We start from the raw sequence: 23,636 nt of genomic DNA, 5'->3' as shown, positions 1-23,636 counted from the left end.
TCGATGACGGCGCCACGGCTGCCGCAAACGTTCTGCGCGCTGGCGGCTCTCTCAGCGCCACGGCAAGTCGATCATGATGCACGCAGACACACCAACACCTCCCGCGGCGCGATCGCGCCCGAGATTGCTCTCATCAAAACCCTCCGGAAATGCCGAGGGCGCAGGGAAGGCCGGACCTCGACTGAGGCCCGTGGCCCCCGTGCGGAAAAATTGCACGGGGCAGGAACCACAGGTTCAGCCGGACAGACCCGGCCCTCCCTGCGCGATGGGTTTAACGTCTGCTCCGAGCTCTCCCCGGGGACCGGCTTGTTTGCCCCCGTCGCCTGATGACACGTGATGTCACGCAGGCTTGGCGCCAGCATCGGGGCGCCAGGACCACACGGCTTGAACGTCCGCGAGCTGCCAATCGTTCAGCGCATCAGCACCTGACAACACTCGCGGCCACCGCTCCCCGCCTCAACGTATCGTGACGACGCGTACGCCCCTCTGCATGAGGACGGGATGCAGGGAGTAGAGCATGATTTCGGAAAAATAGCAAGAAAGAATTTTGACGAGATGGGCTGGCCGAGGATGATGCGGGGCGACCGCATTTCGGGAAGATCGTGCCCGTCTCTTTCCTCATCGTCATGGCCGAGCTCGTCCCGGCCATCCTCGTCGTTGGTCGGGGAGAGACGTGGACGCCCGGAACAAGCCCGGGCATGACGGGCAACCGATCTGCGCGCTTCAGCGTCGCAACGGCCCATTTCGTTGCAAGCAATCGCGCCGATATAGTTGGGCTTGAGCAAGCCATGCCAATTGCCGATCGGCACTGCACGATCAACCGCAGCGCCCCGCATGCCAGACGCCGCCGGAGGTTGGCTCTGATACGTGAATGCGTGCCAGGTGAAAGCCCCGGGTTCCGCAGCCCCGATCCGCGACCCATGCAATTGTCACGGTGGGCGTGGTAGATCATAATAGATTGGCCCTTTGCCATCGCTCGATGGTCCCTCGCCCATCAGATCCCATTTGCATCAAAGCCCTCACAGGACTCCCATGACAACCCTTTCCTCCATCGTTGCGCGCGGCGTCGCGCTGGTTGGCAATGCGGCGCTGCAGTGGCGCAAGCTGCAGGGGGAGACGCCGCAACCGGCGTGGGGGGCGCAGCCGCAGATTCCCCTGGCGAAGCCACAGGGCCTGCTGCCGACCTTGAAGATGCCGACGGCGCGGGGCTGGCGCGACGGCGAAAAGCCGGTGGCGGCGGCGGGGCTGAAGGTCAATGCGTTCGCGACCGGGCTCGACCATCCGCGCTGGATCTATGTGATGCCGGACAAGTCGGTGCTGATCGCCGAGGCCACCCAGATTCCAAGCCCGGTGCGCAACATGTTCGGCTATGCGATGCAGGCGACGATGCGCCGCGCCGCAGCCCTCGGCGTCAGCGCCAACCGCATCACGCGGCTAGTCGATGCCGACGGCGACGGCACCGCCGAACGCCGCAATGCCTTCATGGAGAATCTCAGCCAGCCGTTCGGCATGGCGCTGGTCGGCGACACCTTCTATGTCGGCAACACCGACGGCATCGTCGCCTTCCCCTATGCAGCCGGCGCCGATCGGATCAATGCGCAGGGCAAGCGTCTCACCACGTTCAAGCCGGGCGGACACTGGACGCGCAGCCTGCTGGTCAGCCCCGACGGCAGCAAGCTCTATGCCGGCGTCGGCTCGCTCACCAACATCGCCGAGCTGGGCTTCGAGGTCGAGGAGGGCCGCGCCTGCGTCTATGAGCTGGACATCGCGAGCGGCGTGAGCCGCATCTTCGCATCAGGCCTGCGCAATGCGGTGGGGCTGGCGTTCGAGCCGTCGACGAAGGTGCTGTGGACCGTCGTCAACGAGCGCGACGGGCTCGGCGACGAGACGCCGCCGGATTACCTCACCTCGGTGCGCGAGGGCGGCTTCTACGGCTGGCCCTATTGCTACTGGGGCAGGACGGTCGACGACCGCGTGCCGCAGGATCCGGCCCTGGTCGCGACCGCGCTGACGCCGGACTACGCGCTCGGTGGCCACACCGCCTCGCTCGGCCTGTGCTGGCTGCCGGCGGGCGCCCTGCCCGGCTTCCCCCAGGGCATGGTGATCGGCCAGCACGGCTCGTGGAACCGCAGCAAGCTGTCCGGCTACAAGGTCGTGTTCATTCCGTTCGAGAACGGCAGGCCGTCGGGCCCGGCGCGCGACATCCTCTCGGGCTTCCTGGCGCCGGACGAGAGCTTCTCCTATGGCCGCCCGGTCGGCGTGACGCTCGGCCCGGACGGCTCGCTGCTGGTGGCCGACGACGTCGGCAACTGCATCTGGCGCGTGACGGGCGCGTGAGCCTCGCAGGCGAAGGCCGAGGCCGCGTTCGACCCCGGCCTTGCGCATGTGCCGCCATGCTCAGTCGTGGCCGTAGAACTGGCGATTGCAGTAGCGGCGGCCCTGCTCGTGGCGCGCGGCGCGCTCGGCCGGCGATGCATTCGCCGGCATCAGGAAGTTGCCGGTGTAGAACAGCTGCAGGCAGTTGATGTAGTTCTTATTGCCCAGCCATTCCCAGCCGGCAGACGCCGGCGATGTCGATGCGGATGCGAGCAGGCCCGCGCCCGCGACGATGGCGGCGGCGGCGAAAAGACGAATGCTGGAAGTCATGACCTTGTCCCTCGTTGCTTGCGGCTGCCCCTGCAGCCCATGCGAGGATCATGACGGTCAGGGCGCGCTGCTTCCGTGATGGTCCGCACAGAGAGGGGTGATGCCGCATGAACGGCGCCGCGGCGCTCGGCCGCGGAACAAGCATCACGCCCGCGACGTTGTCCGGCACAGCGACAGGAGAGTTTCATGGCCGACAACGTCAATCCCGAGCAGAAGCAGCCGGGCGAGCATCACGAAGGCAAGTTCCACTACAATCCAGGCAACCAGGCCGGCAAGACGGTCGAGGTCGGCAAGCCGGAGAACGAGCAGGTCAACAACAAGGACCGCATCGAGAACCGCGAGAAACCGCAGTCGCGGTGAGGCGGACACCATTTTAGTTTTTCGTCATGCCCGGGCTTGACCCGGGGCATCCATCTTCTGAAGCACCGAGGAGATGGATGGCCGGGTCAAGCCCGGCCATGACGGCGGAGAGAGGGCGGACCGCCCTACTCCTACAGCAGAAACGCCAGCGCCTCGTCGCACGGCGCTTCCACCTTCAGCGACAAGAGGTCATCCGCGCGGGTGCGGCCGAGATTGACGGCGGCGATGGGGATGTTGCGGTCCGCGGCGGCGCGGACGAAGCGGAAGCCGGAATAGACCATCAGCGAGGTGCCGACGACGAGCATGGCGTCGGCCTGCTCGACATGCTCGCGCGCGGTGGCGACGACCTCGCGCGGGACGGTTTCGCCGAAGAACACGACGTCGGGCTTGAGGATGCCGCCGCAGGCGCGACAGGCCGGCACATTGAAGTCCGCGAAATCGACGCCGTCGAGATCTGCATCGCCATCGGGCGCGGCGGCCGCATCATGCGCCAGCCAGCGCGGATTGGCGCCGGCCAGTTCGTCCTGAAAGTCGGCCCGCGACAGCACGGCGCCGCATCCCAGGCAGCGGACGCGATCGAGCCGGCCGTGCAGATCGATGACGTTGTTGGTCCCGGCGGCCTGGTGCAGCCGGTCGACATTCTGCGTCACCAGCAGCGAGCTCTTGCCCTGCGCCTCCAGCCGCGCCAGCGCATGATGCGCGCCGTTCGGCTGGGCGCGGCCGAACCGCCGCCAGCCGACCATGCTGCGCGCCCAATAGCGGCGGCGCGTATCGTCGCTGCCGACGAAGGCCTGATAGGTCACCGGCGGCGTGCGCTTCCACTGCCCGTCGGTGTCGCGATAGTCGGGAATGCCGGAGTTGGTGCTGCAGCCGGCGCCGGTGAGCACGACGATGCGGTGGTGATTATCGAGAAAGGATTTCAGCGCGGTGGGATCGGCCATGGCCCAGATGTAGTCGCCGGAACCGGCCTGCGCCAGTCCGCCACACCCCGGCCGGATCGCATGAACCATTGCGCGCGCCCGGTCTTATCCCGGCGGGAGGACCTGCCATGACACCACGCAACGGGCATGATCGCGGATTGTGGCCGCTCGACGCGGACGAACGGGATGGCGCGCCGATCGACGACGAGCGCGACCTCGCGACCGGCGAGGGCGGCACCATCGAGGTGCCGCTGACCGACGAGGACATCGCCGACGAGGACATCGCCAACGACGATTGACCGCGCTCAGGATTCCGGCGGCACCGTCGCCAGCCAGTGCCGGGCGATGTCGGCGCGCGGCGCGATCCACGCCGCACCGTTGCCTGTGATGTGATTGAGGATGCGGTCGAGCGCGCCGATCCGGCCGGGGCGGCCGATCATGCGCAGATGCAGCCCGATCGACAGCATCTTCGGCGCCGTCGCGCCCTCGCGGGCCAGCCAGTCGAAGGCGTCGATGACGTAGTCGGCGAAGTCCGCGCCGCGGAAGCGCGAGCCGTTGAAGAACTGCATGTCGTTGCTGTCGAAGGCGTAAGGCAGCACCAGATGCGGGCGGCCGGCGACGGCGACATAATACGGCAGGTCGTCATTGTAGGCGTCGCTGTCGTAGAGGAAGCCGCCCTGCTCGACCAGCAGCCGCCGCGTGTTGGGCGAGCTCGCCGATCGCGTGTGCCATCCCAGCGGCGGCCTGCCGGTGACGCGCTGGATCGTCTCCACCGTGCGCGCGATCACGCGGCGCTCCTCGGTCTCGCCCATACCGGCGTGGCTCTGCCAGCGCCAGCCGTGCGCAGAGACCTCATGGTCGCGCGCCACGGCATCGCGGGCGAGCTCCGGCGAGCGCTCCACCGCGCGGCCGCAGGCGCTGACGGTGACCTTGACGTTGTGGGCGTCGAACAGGTCCATGATGCGCCACCACGCCGCCCGCGTGCCGTATTCGAAATGGCTGTCGATGCAGGGGTCGGGGCCGTCGAGCCGGTGCACGACCTCGTAGATCGCCTCGTTGCTCGTATCGCCGTCGCACACCGAGAATTCCGAGCCCTCCTCGAAATTCACCACCAGCGACACCGCGACGCGTGCGTCGTGGGGCCAACGCGGATGCGGCGGCCTGCCGGCATAGCCCCTGAGATCGCGGCGGAAGGCAGGCTGTGAGGTCATCGTGTCAATCCGCGGTTCCGGCCATGCGGTGCAGGCCGACCAGGCGATCGCTGATCAGCAGCAGCACCAGGGTGCCGGCAAGAATGAGGGTGGAGAGCGCGGCCAACGTCGGATCGGGCGCCTCCTCGATATATTGCAGCATGCGGATCGGCAGCGTCTTGGAGCGGACGTCGGTGAGGAAGATCGAGACCGGATAATTGTCGAACGAGGCCAGCAGGCTGAACAGACCTGCGATCAGGAAGGACGGCGCCAGCGCCGGCACCATCACCCTGATCACGCTGCCGGCATAGGTGCAGCCGAGCGTGCGCGCCGCCTCGATCAAGGTGAAGTCGAAGCGGGAGAGCCCGGCGATCATGGTGCGCGCGACGTAAGGCAGCGTGACCACGAGATGCGCCACCAGCAGCGCGCTCCAGGTCGCGGTGAAGCCGACCATGCGGAAATATTGCAGCAGCGCGATGCCGAGCACGAGGCCGGGCATCATCAGGGGCGACACCAGCAGCGTGCCCAGCGCGGTGGCGCCGGGCAGCCTGCCGCGCGCGATGGCGATGGCGGCGAGCGTGCCGGCGACCAGCGACAGCGCGGTCGACAGCACGGCGATCTGCAGCGACAGCGACAGCGACGGCCAGAAGCCGTCGAGCCGGCCGATGCGGCCATACCAGCGCAGCGATGCGCCCGACAGCGGCAGGTCGAACACCGGCGTCGGCGAGAAGCTGGCCGCGGCGATCACGACCAGCGGCAGCAGCAGGAACAATGCGAGCCCGATCGCGAGCACCCAGCAGACGATGATGGCAAGCCGCGACATCATTTGGGCTCCCGCGACAGCGTCGCGCTGAGCGCGACGACGATGACGGCGATCGCCAGCAGCACCACGCCCGCGGCGGCGCCGAAGCCGGGCTCGCGCGCCAACAGATAGGCCTTGGCGATGGTGGTGGCGAGCGTCGGATATTTCTCGCCGATGAGCAGCGTCGGCACCACATAGGCCGACACCGACAGCGAGAACACCAGCGCCACGCCGGCGATGATGCCGGGCAGGGTCAGCGGCAGGATGACACGGAAGAACACGACGAACGGCGAGGCGCCGAGCGTCGCCGCGGCTTCCGCATAGCGGCCGTCGAGCTGCGCCACGACCGCGTAGATCGGCAGCACCATGAACGGCAGGAAGATGTTCACGGCGCCTACGATCAGCGCGGTCTGGGTGAAGATCATGCGAATCGGATCCTCGATGATCCCCAGCGCGATCAGCACCGTGTTGATGAGGCCGTCGCTGCGCAGCAGGATGGTCCAGGCGAAAGCCTTGACGATGACGGAGGCGGCGAGCGGCAGGAACAAGGTCGCCAGCAGGATCGAGCGCAGTGGTCCGCGCGCACGCGCCAGCGCGAACGCCGCGGGATAGGAGATGAGGAAGGCGATCAGGGTCGTCAGCAGGCCGAGCCGCAGCGAGTTCCAGATGATTCCGAGATAATAGGGCGTGCCGAGCAACCGGACGTAATGCGCCGAGGTGACGCCGCCCTTGGGGTCGAGCACGCTGACGCCGAGGAGCAGGGCCAGCGGCAGCACGAACACCAGCGCGATGATCAGCAGCGATGGCGCGACGAAGCCGAAGGCGGCGAGCCTTTCGCGATCCGGCGCGGGCTTGACGATCGGTGCTGATAGCACGGCGTCGGTCATGGTCAGGTCTCGGCGGCGAAGGCGAAGGTTTCGGCGACGGGCCAGGCGAAGCGGACCTCGTCATGCACGCGCGGCAGCTCGGCCTCGCGGCCCGAGAGCTCGGCGAGCAGGCTCGCGCCAGCGCCGGCATCGACGTCCACCAGGGTCCGCGAGCCCTGGAACACGACCGACCGAACTCGGCCGGCCGCGGAGTTGGCACCGTCACCAGCGCCCAGCCGCAACTGCTCCGGCCGCGTCGCCACGATCACCGAGGCGCCCGGCTGGAACGCGCCGCGCGCCGACAGGCGGCCGACCGGCGTCACCACCTCCACGGTGCCGTCCTGCGCGCCGACCACCTGGCCGGCGATGCGCGTCGACAGCCCGACGAAGTTGAGCGCGAACAGGCTGGCCGGCCGGGCATACAGCTCGCGCGGCGCGGCGAGCTGCTCGATGCGGCCCTTGTTCATGACCGCGACCCGGTCCGACATCGTCAGCGCCTCGTCCTGGTCATGAGTGACGAAGATCGCGGTCGCCTTGACCTCCTGCAGCAGGCGGCGCAGCTCGACCTGCATCTCCTCGCGCAGCTTGCGATCGAGGGCCGACAGCGCCTCGTCGAACAGCAGCACGTCCGGCTCGACCGCGATCGCCCGCGCCAGCGCGACGCGCTGCTGCTGGCCGCCCGACAGCGCCGAGATGCGGCGGCCGCCGAGATGGCTGAGCTTGACCAGCGCGAGCGCGCGCTCGACCGCGCGGTCGGTCTCGGCCTTGGGCGTGCCGCGCACCTTCAGTCCGAAGGCGACGTTGCCGGCGACGGTGAGATGCGGAAACAGCGCATAGCTCTGGAACACGACGCCGACATTGCGCCGGTGCGGCGGCACATGGGTGACGTCGCGCCCGGCGAGCGCGATCGTCCCGGTGTCGGGCGGCGCGAGGCCGGCGATCGCACGCAGCAAGGTGGTCTTGCCGCAGCCGGATGGGCCGAGCAGGGTCACCAGCTCGCCGCGGCGGATCGTGAGATCGACGCGATCGAGCACGGTCGCCGCGCCAAACCGCTTCGAGACCCCGCTGATGACGAGATGCGGAGCGGCGCTCATGTCATCTCCTTGCTCCAGCGATCGACCCAGCCGGCGCGGTTCTTCGCGATGAAGGCCCAGTCGGGCGCGAACAATGTCGCGGGATCGGGATAACCGGCCGGCAGCGGCGTGGCCTGATTGGTCGGCGCGATGAACGCCGTCTTGGCGAGGATGCTCTGCGCCTCCGGGCTGAGATAGAAGTCGATCGCGGCGTCGGCGAGGTCGCCGGCCGGCGCGCCGCTCACCTTGGCGATGCCCGACGGCATCGAGAAGCCGCCATCCCTCGGGATTGCGAGATCGACCGGCGAGCCGTCCGCTTTCCGGATCAGCGTGTAGGCCGAGAACTGGCCGCCGATCATCCAGGCCTCGCCCTGCTCCAGCAGATTGATGGCCTGCGGTGCGTTGGTATAGACGTTCAGCAGATTGGCCTTCAGGCTCTTGATCTTCTTGAAGCCGGCGTCGATTTCGTACTGCGCCTCCTTGTAGGGCTTGCCGGTCTCGAGATGCGCGGCGGCGAGCAGCGTCCAGAACCCTTCGGTGTTGGACAGCGACGGCACGACGATCTTAGAGTCGTATTTCGCGTCCCACAGCTCGGCCCAACTGACGGGCGGCGTCTTCATGCGCCTGGTGGAATAGGCGATGCCCACCCACGGCTTCTGGTAATTGGCCCACATGCCGTCCTGGTGCACGGCGTCGTCGACCAGCTTGCCGAGATTGGGAATCGCCGACGCCGACATCTTGGTGATCAGCCCTTCGGCCGCGGCCGGCAGCATCACCGGGTCGTCCATGATCACCACCGAGATCTTCGGGCTCGCCTTGTCGGCCTGCATCTTCTGCAGATTGGTCAGCGAGTTGGTGCCCTCATAGAGCACCTTGCAGTCGAGCTTCTTCTCCAGCACCGGAAACAGGTCGGAGTTGAAATATTTGGCGGCGCCGGCCGGGCCGCCGATCACGATCTCTTTCGGGGCGGCGCGCACCAGGGCTGGCGCGGCGAGCGTGGCGGCGAAGGCCGCACTGGTCTTCAGAAGGCTGCGTCGGGAGAAGGGGTGCATGACGAGGATCCCGTGTGAGCTGTCGCGTGGTGTGTCACCCGCGATCAGCAAGCGCCGTGCCAAATGTGCACATTCTTGATTCATCAATGAGATCAGCGTTCCGGGCTATGTCTCGATCCGCAGCGCGCCCGGCCGCGGACAGAATGTGCACATTTTTTGGAGGTGACGTGCCGCGCCTTTGGGCCTAGCTAAAACCTCATGGCGATGCGAGCGCAGCGAATCGGGAAGGCCAATCCCGCCGAGGACGAGGCGGTGTACCAGGCCATCCTGCGCGCGCTGCTGGAGGGCAAGCTCAAGGCCGGCACCAAGCTCGCCGAGACGCCGCTCGCCGCGCTCTTCGGTGTCTCGCGCGAGCGCATCCGAAAAGTTCTTCACCGGCTCGGCGCCGAGCGGCGGCTGGAGATGATCCCGAACCGTGGCGCGCGGGTGCCGCGGCCGACGCTCGATGATATCAGACGGGTTTATGAGGCACATCGCGTACTCGAGGCCGGCGTGCTCAGCCAGCTGGTGCTGCGGGTCGATGATCTCCTGCTCGCGCGGCTCGATGCGCATCTGGCCGAGGAGCGCGCCGCCGCGCAGCGCGGCGATCGCGCGACGTCGGTGCGGCTGTCTGGCGCCTTCCACGTCCATCTCGTCGACTCCATCGGCAATCCCGAGCTGTCGCGCATGCTCGCCGATCTGCTCAGCCGCTCCTCGGTGATGGTGTCGGTATACGAGCCGGCGGCGCAGTCGATCTGCGCGGTCGACGAGCACGGCGCGATCGTCGACGCGCTGCGCGACCGCGACCTGCTGCGCGCGATCGCGGTGTCGCGAGAGCACTTCCTGCATGTCGAGGGCCGGCTGCGGCTCGACGACGATGCGGCGACGCCGTCTCAGGATCTCGCCGCCGTGTTCGCCGGACGGCGGCCGCTGCGCGGCAAGCTGCGGTCGGCTTAGTCGGACCGGCCACGTTACTTCGTCGTCAGCGCCGTCACCGGATGCCAATGATGATCCGCCCGCGTGCCTGCCAGGGGCCTGCAGCGCGTGATCATGACCTCGGCGGCGCGATCGCCGGGCTTGAGCGCGAGGACTGCTTCAAACGCCGCGATGGCTGCCTCGAAGTGCTGCGCGCGATAGTCCTGAAGTCCGCACGCGTAGTGTGCGATCCAGCGCACGTCCTGCGCGGCGACATTCTCCGCAAACCCGACCAGTTCGTGGACGCGCAGGCCCTCTTCGCGGCCATAGACGGCGATGCGGTCGATCTCGCGGGTGAGAAACGCATCGCCCGCCAGCCGCGCGGTGCCCTCGCCGATCAGGATATCGGTGCCGTAGCTCTTGTTGGCGCCCTCCAGCCGGCTCGCGACGTTCACGGCATCGCCGATCACCGTATAGTTGAGACGCACCTCGGAGCCGATGTTGCCGACCAGCATGGGGCCGGAGTTGATGCCGATGCGGATGGCGAGCGGCCGGCCGTCATCGTCGCACAGGCCGCTGGCCTCCACCGCGTCTCGGCACGCCAGCGCGGCGCGGCAGCACAGAACCGCATGATCCGGCTGCGCGGCCGGCGCGCCCCAGAACGCCATCACCGCATCGCCGATGAACTTGTCGATGGTGCCGCCGTGGTCGACGATGACGGTCGAGATCAGGTCGAGATAGCGCGACAGCAGCGGCACGACACGGTCGCCCATGCGCTCCGACAACCCGGTGAAGCCGGCGATGTCGATGAACATCACGCTGAGCTCCTGGACATGGCCGCCCGGCCTGGCGTCGACGCCCTGCCGCAGCAATTGCCGGACGAGATCAGCGGGAATGAACTTGCCGAATGACGACAGCCCGCCGGCCATGTCATGAATGGCGCCGGACAGGCTCGCGATCTCGCGAAGCCGCGAGGGATGACGTCGCACCTGCTCGAGCGCGAAGGCCTCGACGTGACGCAGTTCGGCCACCACACGCCCGAGCGGGGCGGCGATGACGGCACGCGCCAGCGCGGCGGAGGCCAGCGCCGCGAGCACGGCGCCGATGCCGAGACCGATGATCACGCGCCGCAGCGCCGCGTCGACCGGACCGAGAAACTCCGCTTCCGGAATCACCGTGACCAGCGACCAGCCGGGAAACGGCAGCGCCGTGCGCGCGACCTCGAAGGCGCCGTCGCCCGATAGCACGCGCCCGCGCCAGGCCTCGTCGCCTTCGCGCGAGGACCGCATCGCCTGCTGCGCGATCGGCAGCAGCGGCTGGCGGCCCTGCCCGGCATTGACCTCGTCGGCGGTCTCGTCGGGCGCCGCGACCACGCCGCCATCAAGCGCCAGGATGAAGGCGGTGCCGGTGCGGCCGACCTGAAGCTGGGCGAGAAAGCGCGAGATGCGCGCGTGCTCGATGATGATGGCGAGCACGCCCTGCCGCTCCTGATAGACATCGATCGGGCCGGCCAGCGCGATCGCCGGGCGATCTCCGCTCGGATGATGATCGACGCTGAACCAGCGCGGTTCGTCCGCTGCGAGGCTCTCCTTGAACCAGGGCTGGTCGGCGACCTTGAAACGGGTCGGCTCGAAGCGGCGTGTCGCGAACTCGATGTCGCCGGGCACGACGTCGTATTCATCGACACGGCGCTGGCCGGGATGATCGGTCAGGGAGATCTCCATCATCTCCAGGCGCCGGTCGCCGAGCTTGTGGGCGGCGAAGAACGAGCCGTCCGGCCAGCCGAACGCCGCCGATGAGATCGTCGCCTGCGACTGCAGCTGCGACAGGAACACGAATTCGCGCTTGTCCGCCTCGCGGGTGTCGAGCACGTTCTGCAGGAACAGCGTGCGGATGGCGGTGTGCGCGGCGCGCGCCTCGCTGACGATCGCGCTCACCTCCTTGCGCACGGCGCCCGCGATCTGCGCGTTGATGGTGCTCGCGAGCTGACGGCTGATCGCCTCCGAGGTGCGCCACCACAACAGACTCGAGGCAAGGGCCGTCAGCAGGATCGCGGTCAGCACCAGGGCCGACACGGCGAAGCGGATGCTGACGGTCAGCCGCTCGTCGGCGGCGCCTCGGCGCGGCACTCGGCTCTTTGCGCTCGCCATCATCGCAGGTGGATCTCCGATCGGACCGAGCGGCGCGCGGGGCGGCGCGCGACCGGGAGCCGCCAGACTGCGCTCCGATGGCGTGAGCCGCCAATGCCGGCCGGCTAAGTCGATGATGCCTGCAAAGCATTGGCACTTCGAGTCGGCTTGCGCTCGACTAGGGCAGCTCCCAAGCACGCAATACCGCTCACAGGGTCGTGAGCGGAGTCGCCGCGTAACATTGTCGTGGCGGCGGGCGAAGGAGAGATGCGCGTCGCCAAGCGAGCGACGCAGAACACGAGAGGAATCGTCATGTCCGCCAAGAGAACCGTCACCACGCTGGCGCTCGCCGGCGCCGTCAGCACCGCGCTCGCAAGCCTCGCAATGGCTGGGCCACTGACCAAGGCCGAAGCGGAAGCCGCAATGGCCGCCAAGAAGGAGAAATGCTTCGGCGTTGCCCTGAAGGGCCAGAACGATTGCGCCGCCGGTCCCGGCACGACCTGCCAGGGTACCTCAACGATCGACTTCCAGGGCAACGCGTGGAAATTCGTCCAGGGCGGCACCTGCACCAGCATCGACGTCCCCGGCGGCCGCAAGGGCTCGCTCAAGCCGATCTGATCGCTCTCGTTCACCCCAAGCGGAAAGCGGAGACGCAGCATGCGCACCGATGCCCCCCCTGCACCGGGCCCCACCATGCCGCTTCGCTTTCCGCCACCTCTCGGCGGCGTCGCCGGGACCAGCTTCAAGCCGTCGCACCTGGCCGCCATCCTGGCCGAGGCGCCGCGGCCCGGCTTCTTCGAGGTCCATGCCGAGAACTACATGGGCGCCGGCGGTCCGCCACACCATCAGCTCGAGGCGATCCGCAGGGATCATCCGCTGTCGATCCACGGCGTCTGCATGTCGATCGGCGGCCCGCAGCCGCTCGATCGCGACCACCTCGCGCGCTTCCGCAAGCTCGTCGCCCGCTATCAGCCGAGCCTCGTCTCCGAGCATCTTGCATGGTCGACGCACGATACGACGTTCTTCAACGACCTGCTGCCATTGCCCTACACGGCCGCCACGCTGGCACGGGTCTGCGACCATATCGATGAGGTGCAGACCGCGATCCGCCGGCCGATCCTGCTGGAAAATCCGTCGACCTACGTCGCCTTTCACGACTCGACGATGAGCGAGACCGACTTCATCCGCGCCATCGTCCGCCGCACCGGCTGCGGGCTCCTGCTCGACCTCAACAACGTGTTCGTCTCCGCGATCAATCATGGCTTCTCGCCACAGGACTATCTGGCCGACGTTCCGCTCGCCGCTGTCGGCGAGATCCATCTCGCCGGTCACGCCGTGCAGGCCGACGATGAAGGCGAGCCGCTGCTGATCGACAGCCATGACGGCCCCGTCGCCTATGATGTGTGGGCCCTGTTCGCCAGCGTGGTCGCGCGCAACGGTCCGATGCCGACGCTGATCGAATGGGACAGCAACATTCCGGATTGGCCGGTGCTGAAGGCAGAGGCCGCGGCCGCGCAGGCGATTCTCGATGACCACGCACCCGACTGCTCGCAAGAGGTGCGCGATGCCGCAGCCTGAGCATATGTCCGACTATGCCGCTCAGTTCGCCGCGGCGCTGCTGACGCCGGATCGCGCGACGCCTGTCGCCGTCAGGGGTCCGCTGGCCAAGGCGGCCGGGCGCCGGTTCAACGTCTACCGCAACAACGTCACGGTCAGCCTGATCGAGTCGCTCGTCGCGATCTATCCGGCGGTGCAGCGCATCACCGGGCCCGACTTCTTCCGCGCGGTGGCGCGGGCGCATGTACGCGAAACGCCGCCGACGTCGCCGCTGCTCGTCGACTATGGACGCGACTTCCCCGCTTTCATCGCAGCTTACGAGCACGCTCGGACGATGCCGTTCCTGACGGACGTCGCACAGATCGAGCGGGCCTGGCTCGACGCCTATCACGCGGCAGACGCCGCGCCGCTCGACGGCGCCACGCTGGCGACGGTGCCGCCCGAGCGGTTGCCCGAGCTGCGCTTCGCCGTTCATCCCGCCACCCGCATCGTGCGCTCGGATTTCGCGGCGGTGACGATCTTCTCGGCCAATCGCGGCGATGCGCCGGTGCCGCGCATCGACGGCTCGGTCCCGGAGGACGCGCTGATCACGCGGCCCGCGTTCGACGTCGCCGTGCGCCACCTGCCGCGGGGCGGCGCGATCTTCGCAAGCCTGCTGATCACGCGGCAGCCGCTCGGCGTGGCCGCGGAAGCCGCGTTCGAGGCAGCGCCGGAGTTCGATCTCGCCACCAACATTGCCGGCCTGATCGAGGCCGGCGCCTTCACGGACATCAGTTTCGAGGACGCATGATGACGACGGACCACTCCATGGCGCCGACCGCGACACTGTCGCTGCCTTCCCTCGTCGGCCAGACCGTTCGGCTGCTGCAGAGCGCGACCCCGCTCACCCTGGTCCAGCTCGTCACTCGCATTGCGCTGGCTGTGCCGTTCTGGCGCTCGGGCATTCTCAAATGGGACGGCTTTCTCAGGCTGAGCGACACCGCCGTGACGCTGTTCAGCGACGAGTTCATGCTGCATCTGCCTGGCGGGCCATACCACTTTCCCATGCCGACGGTGATGGCGTTCCTGTCGGGCTGCGGCGAGGTCACCTTCCCCGTCCTGCTCATTCTCGGCCTCGGTACCCGCTTCGCGGCACTCGGCCTGCTGTTCATGACATGCATCGTCGAGCTCACGGTGCCCGACGGCTGGCCGATCCATCTGACCTGGGCCGCGATGGCGCTGGGCCTCATTGCCCATGGCGGTGGAAAGATCTCGCTCGATCACATCCTCGGCGGGCTGTTCGGCGGCGCGCACCAGGGCAGCACGAGCCGTGGCATGTAGTAGCCGCGCCACTCGCAGACCTCCTCGGGCCCCTTGCGCTTGAGCGCCATCTTGACCGGCTCGGCCTGGCTGATGCCGACATGGAGCGCGAGCAGCACCGCGCCGATCGGATAGGCGAAGCGGGAAAAGCGCAGGTCCGACAGACGATCGAGCAGGACCATGCCGGCGATGATGATCAGGGGATCGGTGAAGACGAAGTACTCGACCTTCAGCCCGCGGCGGACGCCGAGCGTGTCGATACCGATGGCCGCCAGCATCAGGAGGACGGCTTGGATGGCCGCCTGCCGCTCACCGCGGCGCCAGGCCATGACAATGCCGGGGATGATCAGCCAGGTCAGGAACACGGCGGGGCGGGCCGACGATTGCAGCACGAAGGTGTAGCGCCGGATGACCCCGAGGACGCCGGACAGCAACAGGCCGATCGCACCGCCCAGGCTGCCGGCGGCCTCGGGCGCGTCGACATAGGTGATCATCTTCTCGAGCGGATTGAGCACGACCACGACATCGTTGATGTCGTAGCTCAACTTCAGTGCCAGCAGGCCGAGGCTTGCGCCGGCCACCACCGCCAGCAGCGCCGCGACGGTCTCGGCCGCGCTCACGCGCCATAACCATGCGAAGGCGGCCATGCAGACCGCGACCACGCCGAGCAGCGCGAACTGGTAGAGGCCGAAGCGGCCGAGCAGCATCGGCTTGAGGCCGGCAGCCGTCGCATTGACGGGGTCGAAGCCGGCGGCGACCAGCGGCCAGGCGGCGATCGCGGCGACGATCGCCGCCACGGCTGCGACCATGACGGCCGCCCACGCGCGCGAGCTTTGCCAGAACGCCACGCTTGCGCTCGTCGCCGTCCCGAACGGCAACACCAGCACGGGAATGGCGGCGATCAGCAGGATCGCATGCACCTTGTTCTCCAGGCCGAGCATGCAGAGCAGCGCGGCGAGTCCGACGGCGAGCGGCCGCGTCAGGCTGGCGCGGCGCGCGACCGCGATCAGGATCATCAGCGCGAGGATGCAGAACGACGCCGCGATCATCTCGCTGCGCAGGATGCGCAGATGCATCTGCACGCCGCCGGAGAAGGCGAAGGCGGTGACGGCGAGCATGGCGATGCGCCAATCCGACACCAGCCGGCGCGCGGCCCAAGCAAAGGCGAGGATGATGCCGGCGGCCGTCAGCAGCGCGGCGACGCGTCCGGCATGGACGGCGCCGGTCATCGCGACATCGAAGGCGGCGCGATCGGCGGGGATCGCCGACAATGTCCAGGCGTCGAGCAGGCCGAGCCGATGCAGCAGCGCGAACCAGGTCTCGACCGAGAGGATGGTGAGATAGGCCGGGTGATCGAAGAAGGCCTGTGCGCCGCCATCGTTGATGGCGAGCGCATTGTAGATCACCATGAAGTCCATGTCGGCATTGCGCCAATAGACGGTGAAATAGCCGGCGGTCAGGAACGACACGAGCGACAGCAGCAGCGCGACCGCGACCCCGCCGCGCCAGCCGAAGCGCGTCAGGCGGTCGAGGGCGTCGGGAAAGGGAGCCGATGCTTTCGGTACCGCTTTCTCCGTCATGCGCGGGCTTGTCCCACGCATCCATGTCGGCCCTCATCGACGAAAGAAGACGTCGATGGCCGGGTCAGGCCCGGCCATGACGATGTGGGAAGATGGGCAACCGATCCACGCACCGCTTGTTCAGGCTCGACGGCGTAGACAGCGGCCATCTCAGATCGCCTTGATCTTGAAGAACGCGAACACGACCATCTTCAGCAGCATCCAGCCGTGGCGGAAGCGGGAGATCTGGGTTTCGCCATAGCTGCGCGCGGCGTAGCGGATCGGCAGGTCGATCGATTTCAGGTTCAGCTTGGAGGCGCCGAAGATCAGGTCGAAATCGCCGAACGGATCGAAATCGCCGAAATAGGCCTTGCCGGCCTTGAGCCTGACATAGTCGCTGCGGCGGAGCACCTTGGTGCCGCAGAGCGTATCCGTGTAGCGCTGGTTCAGGAGCCACGAGAACAGATAGGAGAAGGTCTTGTTGGCGATGAGGTTGAGGAACCGCATCGCGCCCTCGTCCATCGGATAGACCAGGCGCGAGCCGTTGATGAACTCGCCCTTGCCGGAACGCAGCGCCTCGAAGAATTTCGGCAGTTGCTCCGGCGGCATGGTGAGGTCGGCATCGAGGATCATCAGCACGTCGCCGCGCGCGGCGTCGAACGCGGCGAACACCGCGTCGGCCTTGCCCTTGCCGGGCTGGCGCATCAGCTTGATGTCGTGATCGGGGAATGCCGCGCGCACCCGCTCCATCTCCTCATAGGTACCGTCCTGGCTGTGGCCCTCGACGAAGATGATCTCGACATCGTTGCAGAACGCCGCGATGCGCCGGACCGCCGGCTCGATGTTGCCGCGCTCGTTGCGCGCGGGGATGACGACGGTGGCCGAGCGGACGTCGTCGCTCACGCAGCGCAGCGAACGCGACACCAGATAGTGCCGCAGCGCCAGCGCGCGCAGGCCCGGCAGCACGCTGAGGAAGCGGTTGGCGAAACGGCCGAAGCCGTAGAGCCGCAGCGGCGAGAGCACGCGCTGCTCTGATTTGACGGGGTCGAAATCGGCCAGGTGCGCCAGGCTGCGCAGGTCGGCTGGCGACAGCACGTTCTGCTCCGGCTGCGGCATCCGCAGGCCCAGTGCTTCCGCAGCCTTCAGCAGCGGATACCAGAGGTGCGAGAAGTAGCCGATGACGAGTCGCGTCTCGCGCGTGCACAGCGGATGCAGCTGTTCGATGAACTGCTGGCAGTCGTCGAGCGAGCCGATGGTGTCGAGCACCAGGATGACGTCGAACGGGCCTGACACGGCGGCGAGTGTTGCCGGGTCCTCGGCATCGCCGACGACGAAGGTCAGGTGCGGATGCCGGGTGCGGGCGATCGCGATCTGCGCGTCGCTGAAGTCGATGCCGACGCCGTAGGACGGCTCGAGCGCGGCCAGGGTGTCGCCGAGGCCGCAGCCGATCTCCAGCACCCGGCTGCCCGGCGGAATCAGGAAACGCAGATAGCACGCGTCCTCGCCATGGAAGAACGATGCCTTGTCGCGCCAGCCCGCGCGTTCGGCAGCAAAGCGATTGGCATGCGCGAGGATGGCCGCCTTGCGCGGCGACAGCGGTCCGGGCGCAGGCGCCTCGCTTGCCGCGGCCGGTGGCCGCTCATGCTCGTCCTGCAGGACCTGACCATCCAACTCCGCCACTTGATACCATCCTCGTTTGGGGTTGCATCCTTCTAGGCCAGCCCGGTTGGGCGGAGTCAAGGCAAGTGACGAGGCGCTCGGCTCGCCACATTCGTCGCGGTGCTCACCCAGCAACCGGGCGCAGCGAAGCAGCCGACATCGTTCACGCGGCGCGTTCGCGCCCGAGTTTTGCGAGTCGTTCGCGCCCTCAAAATGCGAGGGCGCAGGGAAGGCCGGACCTCGACTGAGGCCCGTGGCCCGCCTGCGGAAAAAATGCAGGCGGCAGGTACCACAGGTCCAGCCGGACAGATCCGGCCCTCCCTGCGCGATGGGTTGAACGTCTGCTCCGAGCTCTCCCCGGGGACCGGCTTGTTTGCCCCCGTCGCCTGCGCGACACGTCATGCCACACCGACTTAGCGCCAGCATCGGGGCGCCAGGACCACACGGCTTGAACGTCCGCGAGCTGTCCATCGTCCAGCGCATCAGCACCCGACAGACCCGCGGCCACCGCTCCCCGCCTCTACGTATCGTGACGACGCGTACGCCCCTCTGCATGAGGACGGGATGCGCGGATCAAACCATGATTTCTGAAAAATAGCAACAGAATTTCGTTCATTCCGAATAATGGCCCACACAGCTCACCGCCCGCAGCAGAACTTGGATTTCTTGCCGCTGCCGCAGGGGCAGGGATCGTTGCGGCCGACCTTGGCCGCGCCGGCCGTCCGCTTCTGCTCTGTGACCACGGCCCGCGTGTCGCCCGAGACGAACCGCCAGGCGCCGTCGTCGTCGCGGCGGAACTGCGAGACCTCGTGGTGCTCGATGGTCCTGCCGCCCTCGCGATAGGTGGCGACGAAGCTGACCACGCCGTCAGCGTCGTCAGCCCCGCCGCGCGTCGTCGAGACGATGCGCAGGGAAAGCCAGGTCGCGCGCGTCGCCCAGTAATTTGCCGCGACGGCATCGAACGCGCGACGCTGGTCGGCCGCGAGCGTCGCTGCGATGTAGCCGATGTCGCCGCGCGTATAGGCTGTGTAGCGCGAGCGCATCAAAGCCTCGGCGGTCGGCGGCATCGCATCGCCACTGAGATAGGGACCGCAGCAGCGGTCGAAGGGAAGGCCTGAGCCGCAGGGACATGGCATGAAATTACGCTAGCACCGTTTCGGGGTTGATGAAATCTGACTGCGACGGCTGGCCTGCGGCCTTGGCCAGGAATAACGGTGGTTGTAACGAAACGAAGCCCATTCAGCTTGGAGGCTCGGAGCGTGAGGATAAGGGTCGTGCGGCTCGTCTCGATCGTTGTCGCGCTGGTCGCCATGAACGCCGGTTACGGCGTCGCCGTCGAGCAGCCGGGACCCGATCGGATTTCGTCCATTCAGCGCGCCGTGTTTGCGGAGGGGCGGCTCTGGCTGCTCGATACCGGCGGCCGGCTGTCGAGCATGGCGGAGGGCGGTGAACGAAGCGACGTTGCTACGCCGGAGCCGGTGATCGAGTTATTCGTCCAGGATGGACGAGTGGCAATCGTGACTTGCCCGCAGGAGTTCTGCGTGCCGTGGACCTCCGTTGAGCGATGGACTGTGCGCCGACGGGATGGCGACGGTTGGGGAACGGTGGCCAATATCGCAACGAAGGGCGAGAAGTTCGTGGCCGCGACGTCCACCCTCTTGCTGACGGACAGCAGGATGATCGACCTGACCGGCGGTGAATTAGCGGAGACGGCACTTACATCGTCGTCCACGTCGTCGCGCGCCGCCCCAAGGCCGCTGAACGAGGGCAAGGATTTCAGGTTCGGCGGAGCCATCATGCTGCTGGAAGACGGCAGGACCATTGATCTCACCGAAGGCATGCCATGGGAGGCGGCTCCCCTCATGCCTTCCTCCAACCAAACGCTGGCACGCAAAAAGCCGTTGCGGAGATCGCCGGCCGCCAGCGTCCTCCTCACGGCGAAGCATGTCTTCGTCGGCTACAACGCCGGAGAATGGGGCGGCGGGCTGCAGCGGATCGATCGGATCACCGGGATCGTCTCCGATATCGACGATGTCGAGGGCGACCTGTGCGGCGGCAAGCTGAACCCCGAGTGCGATCCGGTCAACGGCATCGCAATCATTCCGTGGAAGCCGCATTGCATCGCCGTCGCGGTCGGGCTGATCCATATGGCCGCGCATGGGCGCATCGTGGAAGTGTGCGACGCCTCGATGCGGCAGCTCTATCAGCATGTCATCCAGGCACCGACGGATCAGACACCTGACGGGCGGACGCGGATCTCTTGGTTCGCCCAGACGACCGCATTCTTCGGGCTGCAGCGCCAGGGCGAGGATCTGCTCGCAATGGGACATGACGGCCTGTACCGGATCGGCCAGGGCGATGTGGTGCGACAGATTCCATTCCCAAACTTCAAGCCAATTGATGGCGTCGCGGTGAGTTTCGACATTCCTGGACTTGTGTTGCTGCTGACCACCGCCAACCGGCGCTTCTCGGTGAGCGGCAGCACGCCCATGCTGGTGCCGCGCTGAGTGTCACTCGCTCCGGCGAGGGATGACGCGCTCATGTTGAGGCTGGCCGCATAGACCATGTTCGACTATCGCACATCATCCGAACGGCTTGCGCGCCGGCCCACGCGTCGCGCCTCCGCTCACGCGCGAGTTGTGACTCCAAAGCCGCAGCTCGCGACTCTTCAGCTCGCACCGTCCCGCTACACGCGCCGCGTGGTTTCGAAACCGGCGAATCCGTGTTAGCCATTGGTTAAGAACAAGGGTGTTGGGCGCACGGCTGACCGGCCCGGCCCCGCGCGGACCAGAACCTTCCGGGCGCCGCCTCATTACGTGGCGCTTGTGACCGCAAGCCCTCCGCATCATCGGCGGATCAGGGCGCGTGAGACGCCAACGATTTCTTCGCGCGACGCCAGCCCGGCCGCAAGAACGAAGGCCCGCTTCGAGGCGGGCCGCTGCCCGATTCCCGATCAGACGTGCACCCGATGCCGGCGCGGTTAGCGCTGCGTGCAAACGCAGCGTCGCGCCCATCACCACCGATTGGAGCAGCCCCGATGGCTGATGAGTCCGTAGTCGCATCCATCATTCCCTGGCAGCAGCCGAAGACGGCCAAGCCGCGTCCGAAGCGCGCCAAGGTCGTCAAGCCGCGCCCACGGCCCCGAGCCGACAAGGCCGAGAAGGCCAAGATGGCGGCGCTCGACGACGAGATGCTCGCGTCCGAGACGCTGATCATGCCGGATTTCCTGGAGCTCGTGAACGAGCCGGCGAAGTCCTCGGCCGCAGCCGAGCAGCCGCGCACGGAAGCAGCCGCGAGCGCCGCCGCAGCGGCGATCCCGGCTCCAGCCACGCCGGCGACGATGACACCGCGGGAAACGCCAGCGGTGATCGAAGGCGAGGTCGTCGCGACAACCGCGCCGGCTGCTTTGGCCAAGGCCGCGACCGGGCGCATCACCGCCTCGTCGGTCCTGCTGCAGCTGGCCGCACTGGCGCTGGCCGCGGTCGGAATGGCCATGAACGGCTGGTTCGCACACTCGCTCGGCTCGAACAGCACCGCGGGCTACATGTTTCTGGCGGTCGGCGTCACCGCCGACCTCGTCGCGCTGGTGATGCCGACCTGCGCCGCACGGCTGTGGCAGGCGCGCCACCGCGCCTCGGCACTGACCGGCTGGACGGTGTGGCTGATGACCTTCGTGTTCGCGGTCACCGCCGGCATCGGCTTCGCCTCCACCAACATCAGCGACGTCACCTTGGCGCGCGCCTCGCGCGTGACGCCCGCGGTGCAGGCCGCGCAGACGGCGCTCGCGGATGCAATGACCGCGCGCGACCGCGAGTGCAAGGGCGGCGTCGGCAAGTTCTGTCGGGAGCGCGAGGCTGCGGTCGCCGAGCGTCGCCTGGCGCTGGACGCGGCGATGTCCACGGTCAGCCAGACCGCCGATCCGCAAACCGAGGCCGCGATCAAGCTGGTGGCGTGGGTGTCGCGCGGCGTGGTGAAGCCGTCCGCCGACGACTTCGTCATGCTCCGCCTGATCCTGCTGGCGCTCCTGCCGCAGATCGGCGGCGTCCTGCTGATGGTCGGGCGGAGGGTATGAGAGTTCTTGTCGCCGCCGGCGATTGTTTCGCCGGGGTCGGCTCAGCGCTTGCTGCGGCCGCGTGAACGCTGCGGACGATGCGCGGCGCGCCACGCGCTCTCGAGCACGCCGCGCAGGCGAGCGGCGTCGACATCGGCGAGCGACACGGTGGTCCAGCCCTGATCACCCCATTTGTTCGGGACCCGGCGAAACACGCCGGGCTGCAGGCCGGCATGGTGCTCCTGCTCGTCGGGCGTGAGCAGGACGTTGGCGGATGCGCCATCGGCGGCGAGGGTCGCGAAGGTCCGGTGCAGCTTGAACGCGGTGCGATCGAAGTGAGGCGCCGCGGTCGTTCCGGCGAACGACAGGGCGAGAGCACGAAATTCGTCACCGGTCATCTCGACGCGCCTCGTGTGATCGTATTCGAACGATAGGACTAGCACCGGCCATGGCGGTCCGCCATACGGCGGACGTCGCGCCCTGCACGCAAACGTGAAGCCCCGGCATCCCGGGGCCTTGATGCAGGTCAAAACTATACGACCTCGTTTCTATATGGCTCGTCGCAGGATGGATCAGAGGAGAGCAGCCATGCCGGCACAGAGCACGATGCAGGTCTACCTGAACTGGGCCAGGGAGCGCCTCCACGAGATGGATGCCGCGCTGGAGTCGCTGGGGGTCAAGGCAGCCGAGGTCGAAGCAGCATCCAAGGTGAAGACCGAGGAGATCATGGCGGACTTGAAGAAGCGCCGCAGCGACCTCGAAGCCCTGCTCAAGACGCAAGCAGCGGCCGGCGAAGCCGCGATGGCCAGCGCGAAGACCGAGCTGGACGCGCATTGGGCTGGATTCGAGGCGCAGATGAAGGCCTATTTCGACGCCGCCGGCAAGCAGGCCGCCCAGCAGCAGGCGACCTTCAAGGACATCGCCGCCGCGCAGGCGACGGCATGGCGGGAGTCGGCTGACAGGTTTCGCGAGGCGGCGACCAAGGTGACGACGGTCGGCACCACCGATCTGGACGCCGTGCTGAAGCAGCTCAAATCCGACGCGGCAGAGGCCGGCGCCCATCTCGAGAAACTGAAACAGACAGGCAGCGAATCCTGGTCGGTGCTCAGCGCCGCCCTGAGCGAATCCCGCAAGGCGTTCGATCAGGCCAATCAGGCAGCTTGGAATGCGTTGAAGGGGCCGGGCGGGAAGAGCTGAGGGCGGTACGGCCAGAACGCCGCGATCCATCATGGGGCGGCGTCGCGAAACGCGACGCGCCCCGCAGTCAACGGATGGACGAAATGTGACGGGGTCGAGGGAAGCCGCAGCACCGCCCCCAGGGCAAGCCTACCAGCGCGAGCGGACAGCGCCGCTCGGACTCACTCCCTGATCGAGTCACTGCCCTGCGCGCGGCCGAGATATTGTTTGGGAAATTGGTACTGCTCCGCCGGACTATCGTCGTAGATCGAATCAGTCCGATGCATGAAGACGCAGTAGCTCATGCAGGCAGCTTAACTGAGCGACTCGGATGGAAGCAAATGTCGCAGCCAGCCGAGATCGCCGTGTCGCTGTACTTAGGAGTACGACGCTGGACGTCGAT

General features: G+C 67.5%; 23 protein-coding genes and 1 pseudogene. 11 read left to right on the top strand and 13 right to left on the bottom strand.

The features are described from left to right. Positions 1-1,032 precede the first annotated feature (1,032 nt). Positions 1,033-2,337 carry a PQQ-dependent sugar dehydrogenase gene (locus ACQR03_RS30490; RefSeq protein WP_434842154.1) on the top strand — a complete coding sequence of 435 codons (1,305 nt, stop codon included), beginning with the start codon at positions 1,033-1,035 and terminating at the stop codon, positions 2,335-2,337. A 60-nt stretch (positions 2,338-2,397) separates the two neighbouring features. Here the strand turns inward: ACQR03_RS30490 and ACQR03_RS30485 are convergent, their stop codons facing one another. Then, a complete protein-coding gene (locus tag ACQR03_RS30485) occupies positions 2,398-2,646 on the bottom strand; it encodes a hypothetical protein (RefSeq protein ID WP_315715976.1) in 249 nt (82 codons plus the stop codon). 186 nt (positions 2,647-2,832) lie between these two features. On the opposite strand from ACQR03_RS30485, the gene ACQR03_RS30480 reads away from it, so the two are divergent. Continuing rightward, a complete protein-coding gene (locus tag ACQR03_RS30480) occupies positions 2,833-3,006 on the top strand; it encodes a hypothetical protein (protein WP_315715975.1) in 174 nt (57 codons plus the stop codon). Between the two features lie 131 nt (positions 3,007-3,137). Here the strand turns inward: ACQR03_RS30480 and ACQR03_RS30475 are convergent, their stop codons facing one another. Beyond that, the gene (locus ACQR03_RS30475) at positions 3,138-4,016 is read right to left on the bottom strand and encodes an NAD-dependent protein deacetylase (protein ID WP_315767707.1); all 879 of its coding nucleotides are present in this window, start codon (positions 4,014-4,016) and stop codon (positions 3,138-3,140) included. Between the two features lie 38 nt (positions 4,017-4,054). On the opposite strand from ACQR03_RS30475, the gene ACQR03_RS30470 reads away from it, so the two are divergent. Beyond that, positions 4,055-4,225 carry a hypothetical protein gene (locus tag ACQR03_RS30470; protein ID WP_434842155.1) on the top strand — a complete coding sequence of 57 codons (171 nt, stop codon included), beginning with the start codon at positions 4,055-4,057 and terminating at the stop codon, positions 4,223-4,225. A 6-nt stretch (positions 4,226-4,231) separates the two neighbouring features. Here ACQR03_RS30470 and ACQR03_RS30465 read toward each other — a convergent pair whose 3' ends face one another. Genes ACQR03_RS30465 through ACQR03_RS30445 form a run of 5 tightly spaced genes read right to left on the bottom strand, consistent with a single transcriptional unit; the run spans position 4,232 to position 8,909 of the window. Then, on the bottom strand, positions 4,232-5,137 hold the full coding sequence (locus tag ACQR03_RS30465; protein ID WP_434842156.1) for a polysaccharide deacetylase family protein: 906 nt from the start codon (positions 5,135-5,137) through the stop codon (positions 4,232-4,234). A 4-nt stretch (positions 5,138-5,141) separates the two neighbouring features. Further along, entirely contained in the window at positions 5,142-5,942 is an 801-nt protein-coding gene (locus ACQR03_RS30460) for an ABC transporter permease (RefSeq protein WP_315750677.1), read from the bottom strand. Beyond that, positions 5,939-6,805, bottom strand: coding sequence for an ABC transporter permease (locus ACQR03_RS30455; protein WP_315750674.1), 867 nt, complete (start codon positions 6,803-6,805; stop codon positions 5,939-5,941). The genes ACQR03_RS30460 and ACQR03_RS30455 overlap by 4 nt, the downstream gene beginning before the upstream one ends. Before the next feature lie 2 nt (positions 6,806-6,807). Continuing rightward, the gene (locus tag ACQR03_RS30450; RefSeq protein ID WP_315750672.1) at positions 6,808-7,878 is read right to left on the bottom strand and encodes an ABC transporter ATP-binding protein; all 1,071 of its coding nucleotides are present in this window, start codon (positions 7,876-7,878) and stop codon (positions 6,808-6,810) included. Then, positions 7,875-8,909, bottom strand: a complete 1,035-nt coding sequence (locus ACQR03_RS30445; protein WP_315715969.1) for an extracellular solute-binding protein — start codon at positions 8,907-8,909, stop codon at positions 7,875-7,877. Before ACQR03_RS30445 ends, ACQR03_RS30450 begins: the two co-directional genes overlap by 4 nt. A 198-nt stretch (positions 8,910-9,107) precedes the next feature. Between ACQR03_RS30445 and ACQR03_RS30440 the strand changes: the two genes are divergently transcribed. Then, positions 9,108-9,845 (top strand): GntR family transcriptional regulator, encoded by a 738-nt coding sequence (locus tag ACQR03_RS30440; RefSeq protein WP_315715968.1) that lies wholly within the window; start codon positions 9,108-9,110, stop codon positions 9,843-9,845. A gap of 14 nt (positions 9,846-9,859) precedes the next feature. Here ACQR03_RS30440 and ACQR03_RS30435 read toward each other — a convergent pair whose 3' ends face one another. Then, positions 9,860-11,956 (bottom strand): adenylate/guanylate cyclase domain-containing protein, encoded by a 2,097-nt coding sequence (locus ACQR03_RS30435; RefSeq protein ID WP_434842157.1) that lies wholly within the window; start codon positions 11,954-11,956, stop codon positions 9,860-9,862. 288 nt (positions 11,957-12,244) lie between these two features. On the opposite strand from ACQR03_RS30435, the gene ACQR03_RS30430 reads away from it, so the two are divergent. From ACQR03_RS30430 to ACQR03_RS30415, 4 genes are read left to right on the top strand one after another with little or no spacing between them, the layout of a single operon-like run. Then, positions 12,245-12,550 carry a BufA1 family periplasmic bufferin-type metallophore gene (locus ACQR03_RS30430; RefSeq protein WP_315715966.1) on the top strand — a complete coding sequence of 102 codons (306 nt, stop codon included), beginning with the start codon at positions 12,245-12,247 and terminating at the stop codon, positions 12,548-12,550. A 39-nt stretch (positions 12,551-12,589) separates the two neighbouring features. Continuing rightward, a complete protein-coding gene (gene bufB / locus ACQR03_RS30425; RefSeq protein ID WP_316201934.1) occupies positions 12,590-13,510 on the top strand; it encodes an MNIO family bufferin maturase in 921 nt (306 codons plus the stop codon). Beyond that, positions 13,497-14,279 carry a DNA-binding domain-containing protein gene (locus ACQR03_RS30420; protein ID WP_316201933.1) on the top strand — a complete coding sequence of 261 codons (783 nt, stop codon included), beginning with the start codon at positions 13,497-13,499 and terminating at the stop codon, positions 14,277-14,279. The genes bufB and ACQR03_RS30420 overlap by 14 nt, the downstream gene beginning before the upstream one ends. Then, the gene (locus ACQR03_RS30415) at positions 14,279-14,809 is read left to right on the top strand and encodes a DoxX family protein (RefSeq protein WP_409977912.1); all 531 of its coding nucleotides are present in this window, start codon (positions 14,279-14,281) and stop codon (positions 14,807-14,809) included. The genes ACQR03_RS30420 and ACQR03_RS30415 overlap by 1 nt, the downstream gene beginning before the upstream one ends. On the opposite strand, the gene ACQR03_RS30410 is transcribed toward ACQR03_RS30415, so the two are convergent. From ACQR03_RS30410 to ACQR03_RS30400, 3 genes are all read right to left on the bottom strand, one after another. Then, the gene (locus ACQR03_RS30410; RefSeq protein WP_434842158.1) at positions 14,749-16,368 is read right to left on the bottom strand and encodes a hypothetical protein; all 1,620 of its coding nucleotides are present in this window, start codon (positions 16,366-16,368) and stop codon (positions 14,749-14,751) included. The genes ACQR03_RS30415 and ACQR03_RS30410 overlap by 61 nt on opposite strands. Positions 16,369-16,518: 150 nt before the next feature. Beyond that, positions 16,519-18,027: a glycosyltransferase gene (locus ACQR03_RS30405; RefSeq protein WP_434842159.1), complete on the bottom strand. Its 1,509-nt coding sequence runs from the start codon at positions 18,025-18,027 to the stop codon at positions 16,519-16,521. 617 nt (positions 18,028-18,644) lie between these two features. Further along, the gene (locus ACQR03_RS30400; protein WP_434842160.1) at positions 18,645-19,142 is read right to left on the bottom strand and encodes a YchJ family protein; all 498 of its coding nucleotides are present in this window, start codon (positions 19,140-19,142) and stop codon (positions 18,645-18,647) included. A gap of 138 nt (positions 19,143-19,280) precedes the next feature. On the opposite strand from ACQR03_RS30400, the gene ACQR03_RS30395 reads away from it, so the two are divergent. Then, positions 19,281-20,513 carry a hypothetical protein gene (locus ACQR03_RS30395; protein WP_434842161.1) on the top strand — a complete coding sequence of 411 codons (1,233 nt, stop codon included), beginning with the start codon at positions 19,281-19,283 and terminating at the stop codon, positions 20,511-20,513. A gap of 530 nt (positions 20,514-21,043) precedes the next feature. Then, on the top strand, positions 21,044-22,078 hold the full coding sequence (locus ACQR03_RS30390; protein ID WP_434842162.1) for a hypothetical protein: 1,035 nt from the start codon (positions 21,044-21,046) through the stop codon (positions 22,076-22,078). A 41-nt stretch (positions 22,079-22,119) separates the two neighbouring features. Here the strand turns inward: ACQR03_RS30390 and ACQR03_RS30385 are convergent, their stop codons facing one another. Beyond that, positions 22,120-22,455, bottom strand: a complete 336-nt coding sequence (locus tag ACQR03_RS30385; RefSeq protein WP_316187925.1) for an MmcQ/YjbR family DNA-binding protein — start codon at positions 22,453-22,455, stop codon at positions 22,120-22,122. A gap of 190 nt (positions 22,456-22,645) precedes the next feature. Between ACQR03_RS30385 and ACQR03_RS30380 the strand changes: the two genes are divergently transcribed. Further along, the gene (locus ACQR03_RS30380) at positions 22,646-23,254 is read left to right on the top strand and encodes a hypothetical protein (RefSeq protein WP_315716186.1); all 609 of its coding nucleotides are present in this window, start codon (positions 22,646-22,648) and stop codon (positions 23,252-23,254) included. A 185-nt stretch (positions 23,255-23,439) separates the two neighbouring features. Here the strand turns inward: ACQR03_RS30380 and ACQR03_RS30375 are convergent. Next, positions 23,440-23,538 (bottom strand): annotated as a pseudogene (locus tag ACQR03_RS30375) (HNH endonuclease); the annotation flags it as partial. Between the last annotated feature and the right edge of the window lie 98 nt (positions 23,539-23,636).

It is taken from the genome of Bradyrhizobium sp. HKCCYLS3070 (assembly GCF_051167575.1).
GTDB lineage: Bacteria > Pseudomonadota > Alphaproteobacteria > Rhizobiales > Xanthobacteraceae > Bradyrhizobium.
The sequence above is the reverse complement of the archived record's forward strand: the minus strand, read 5'-3'. Positions and strand labels throughout refer to the sequence as shown.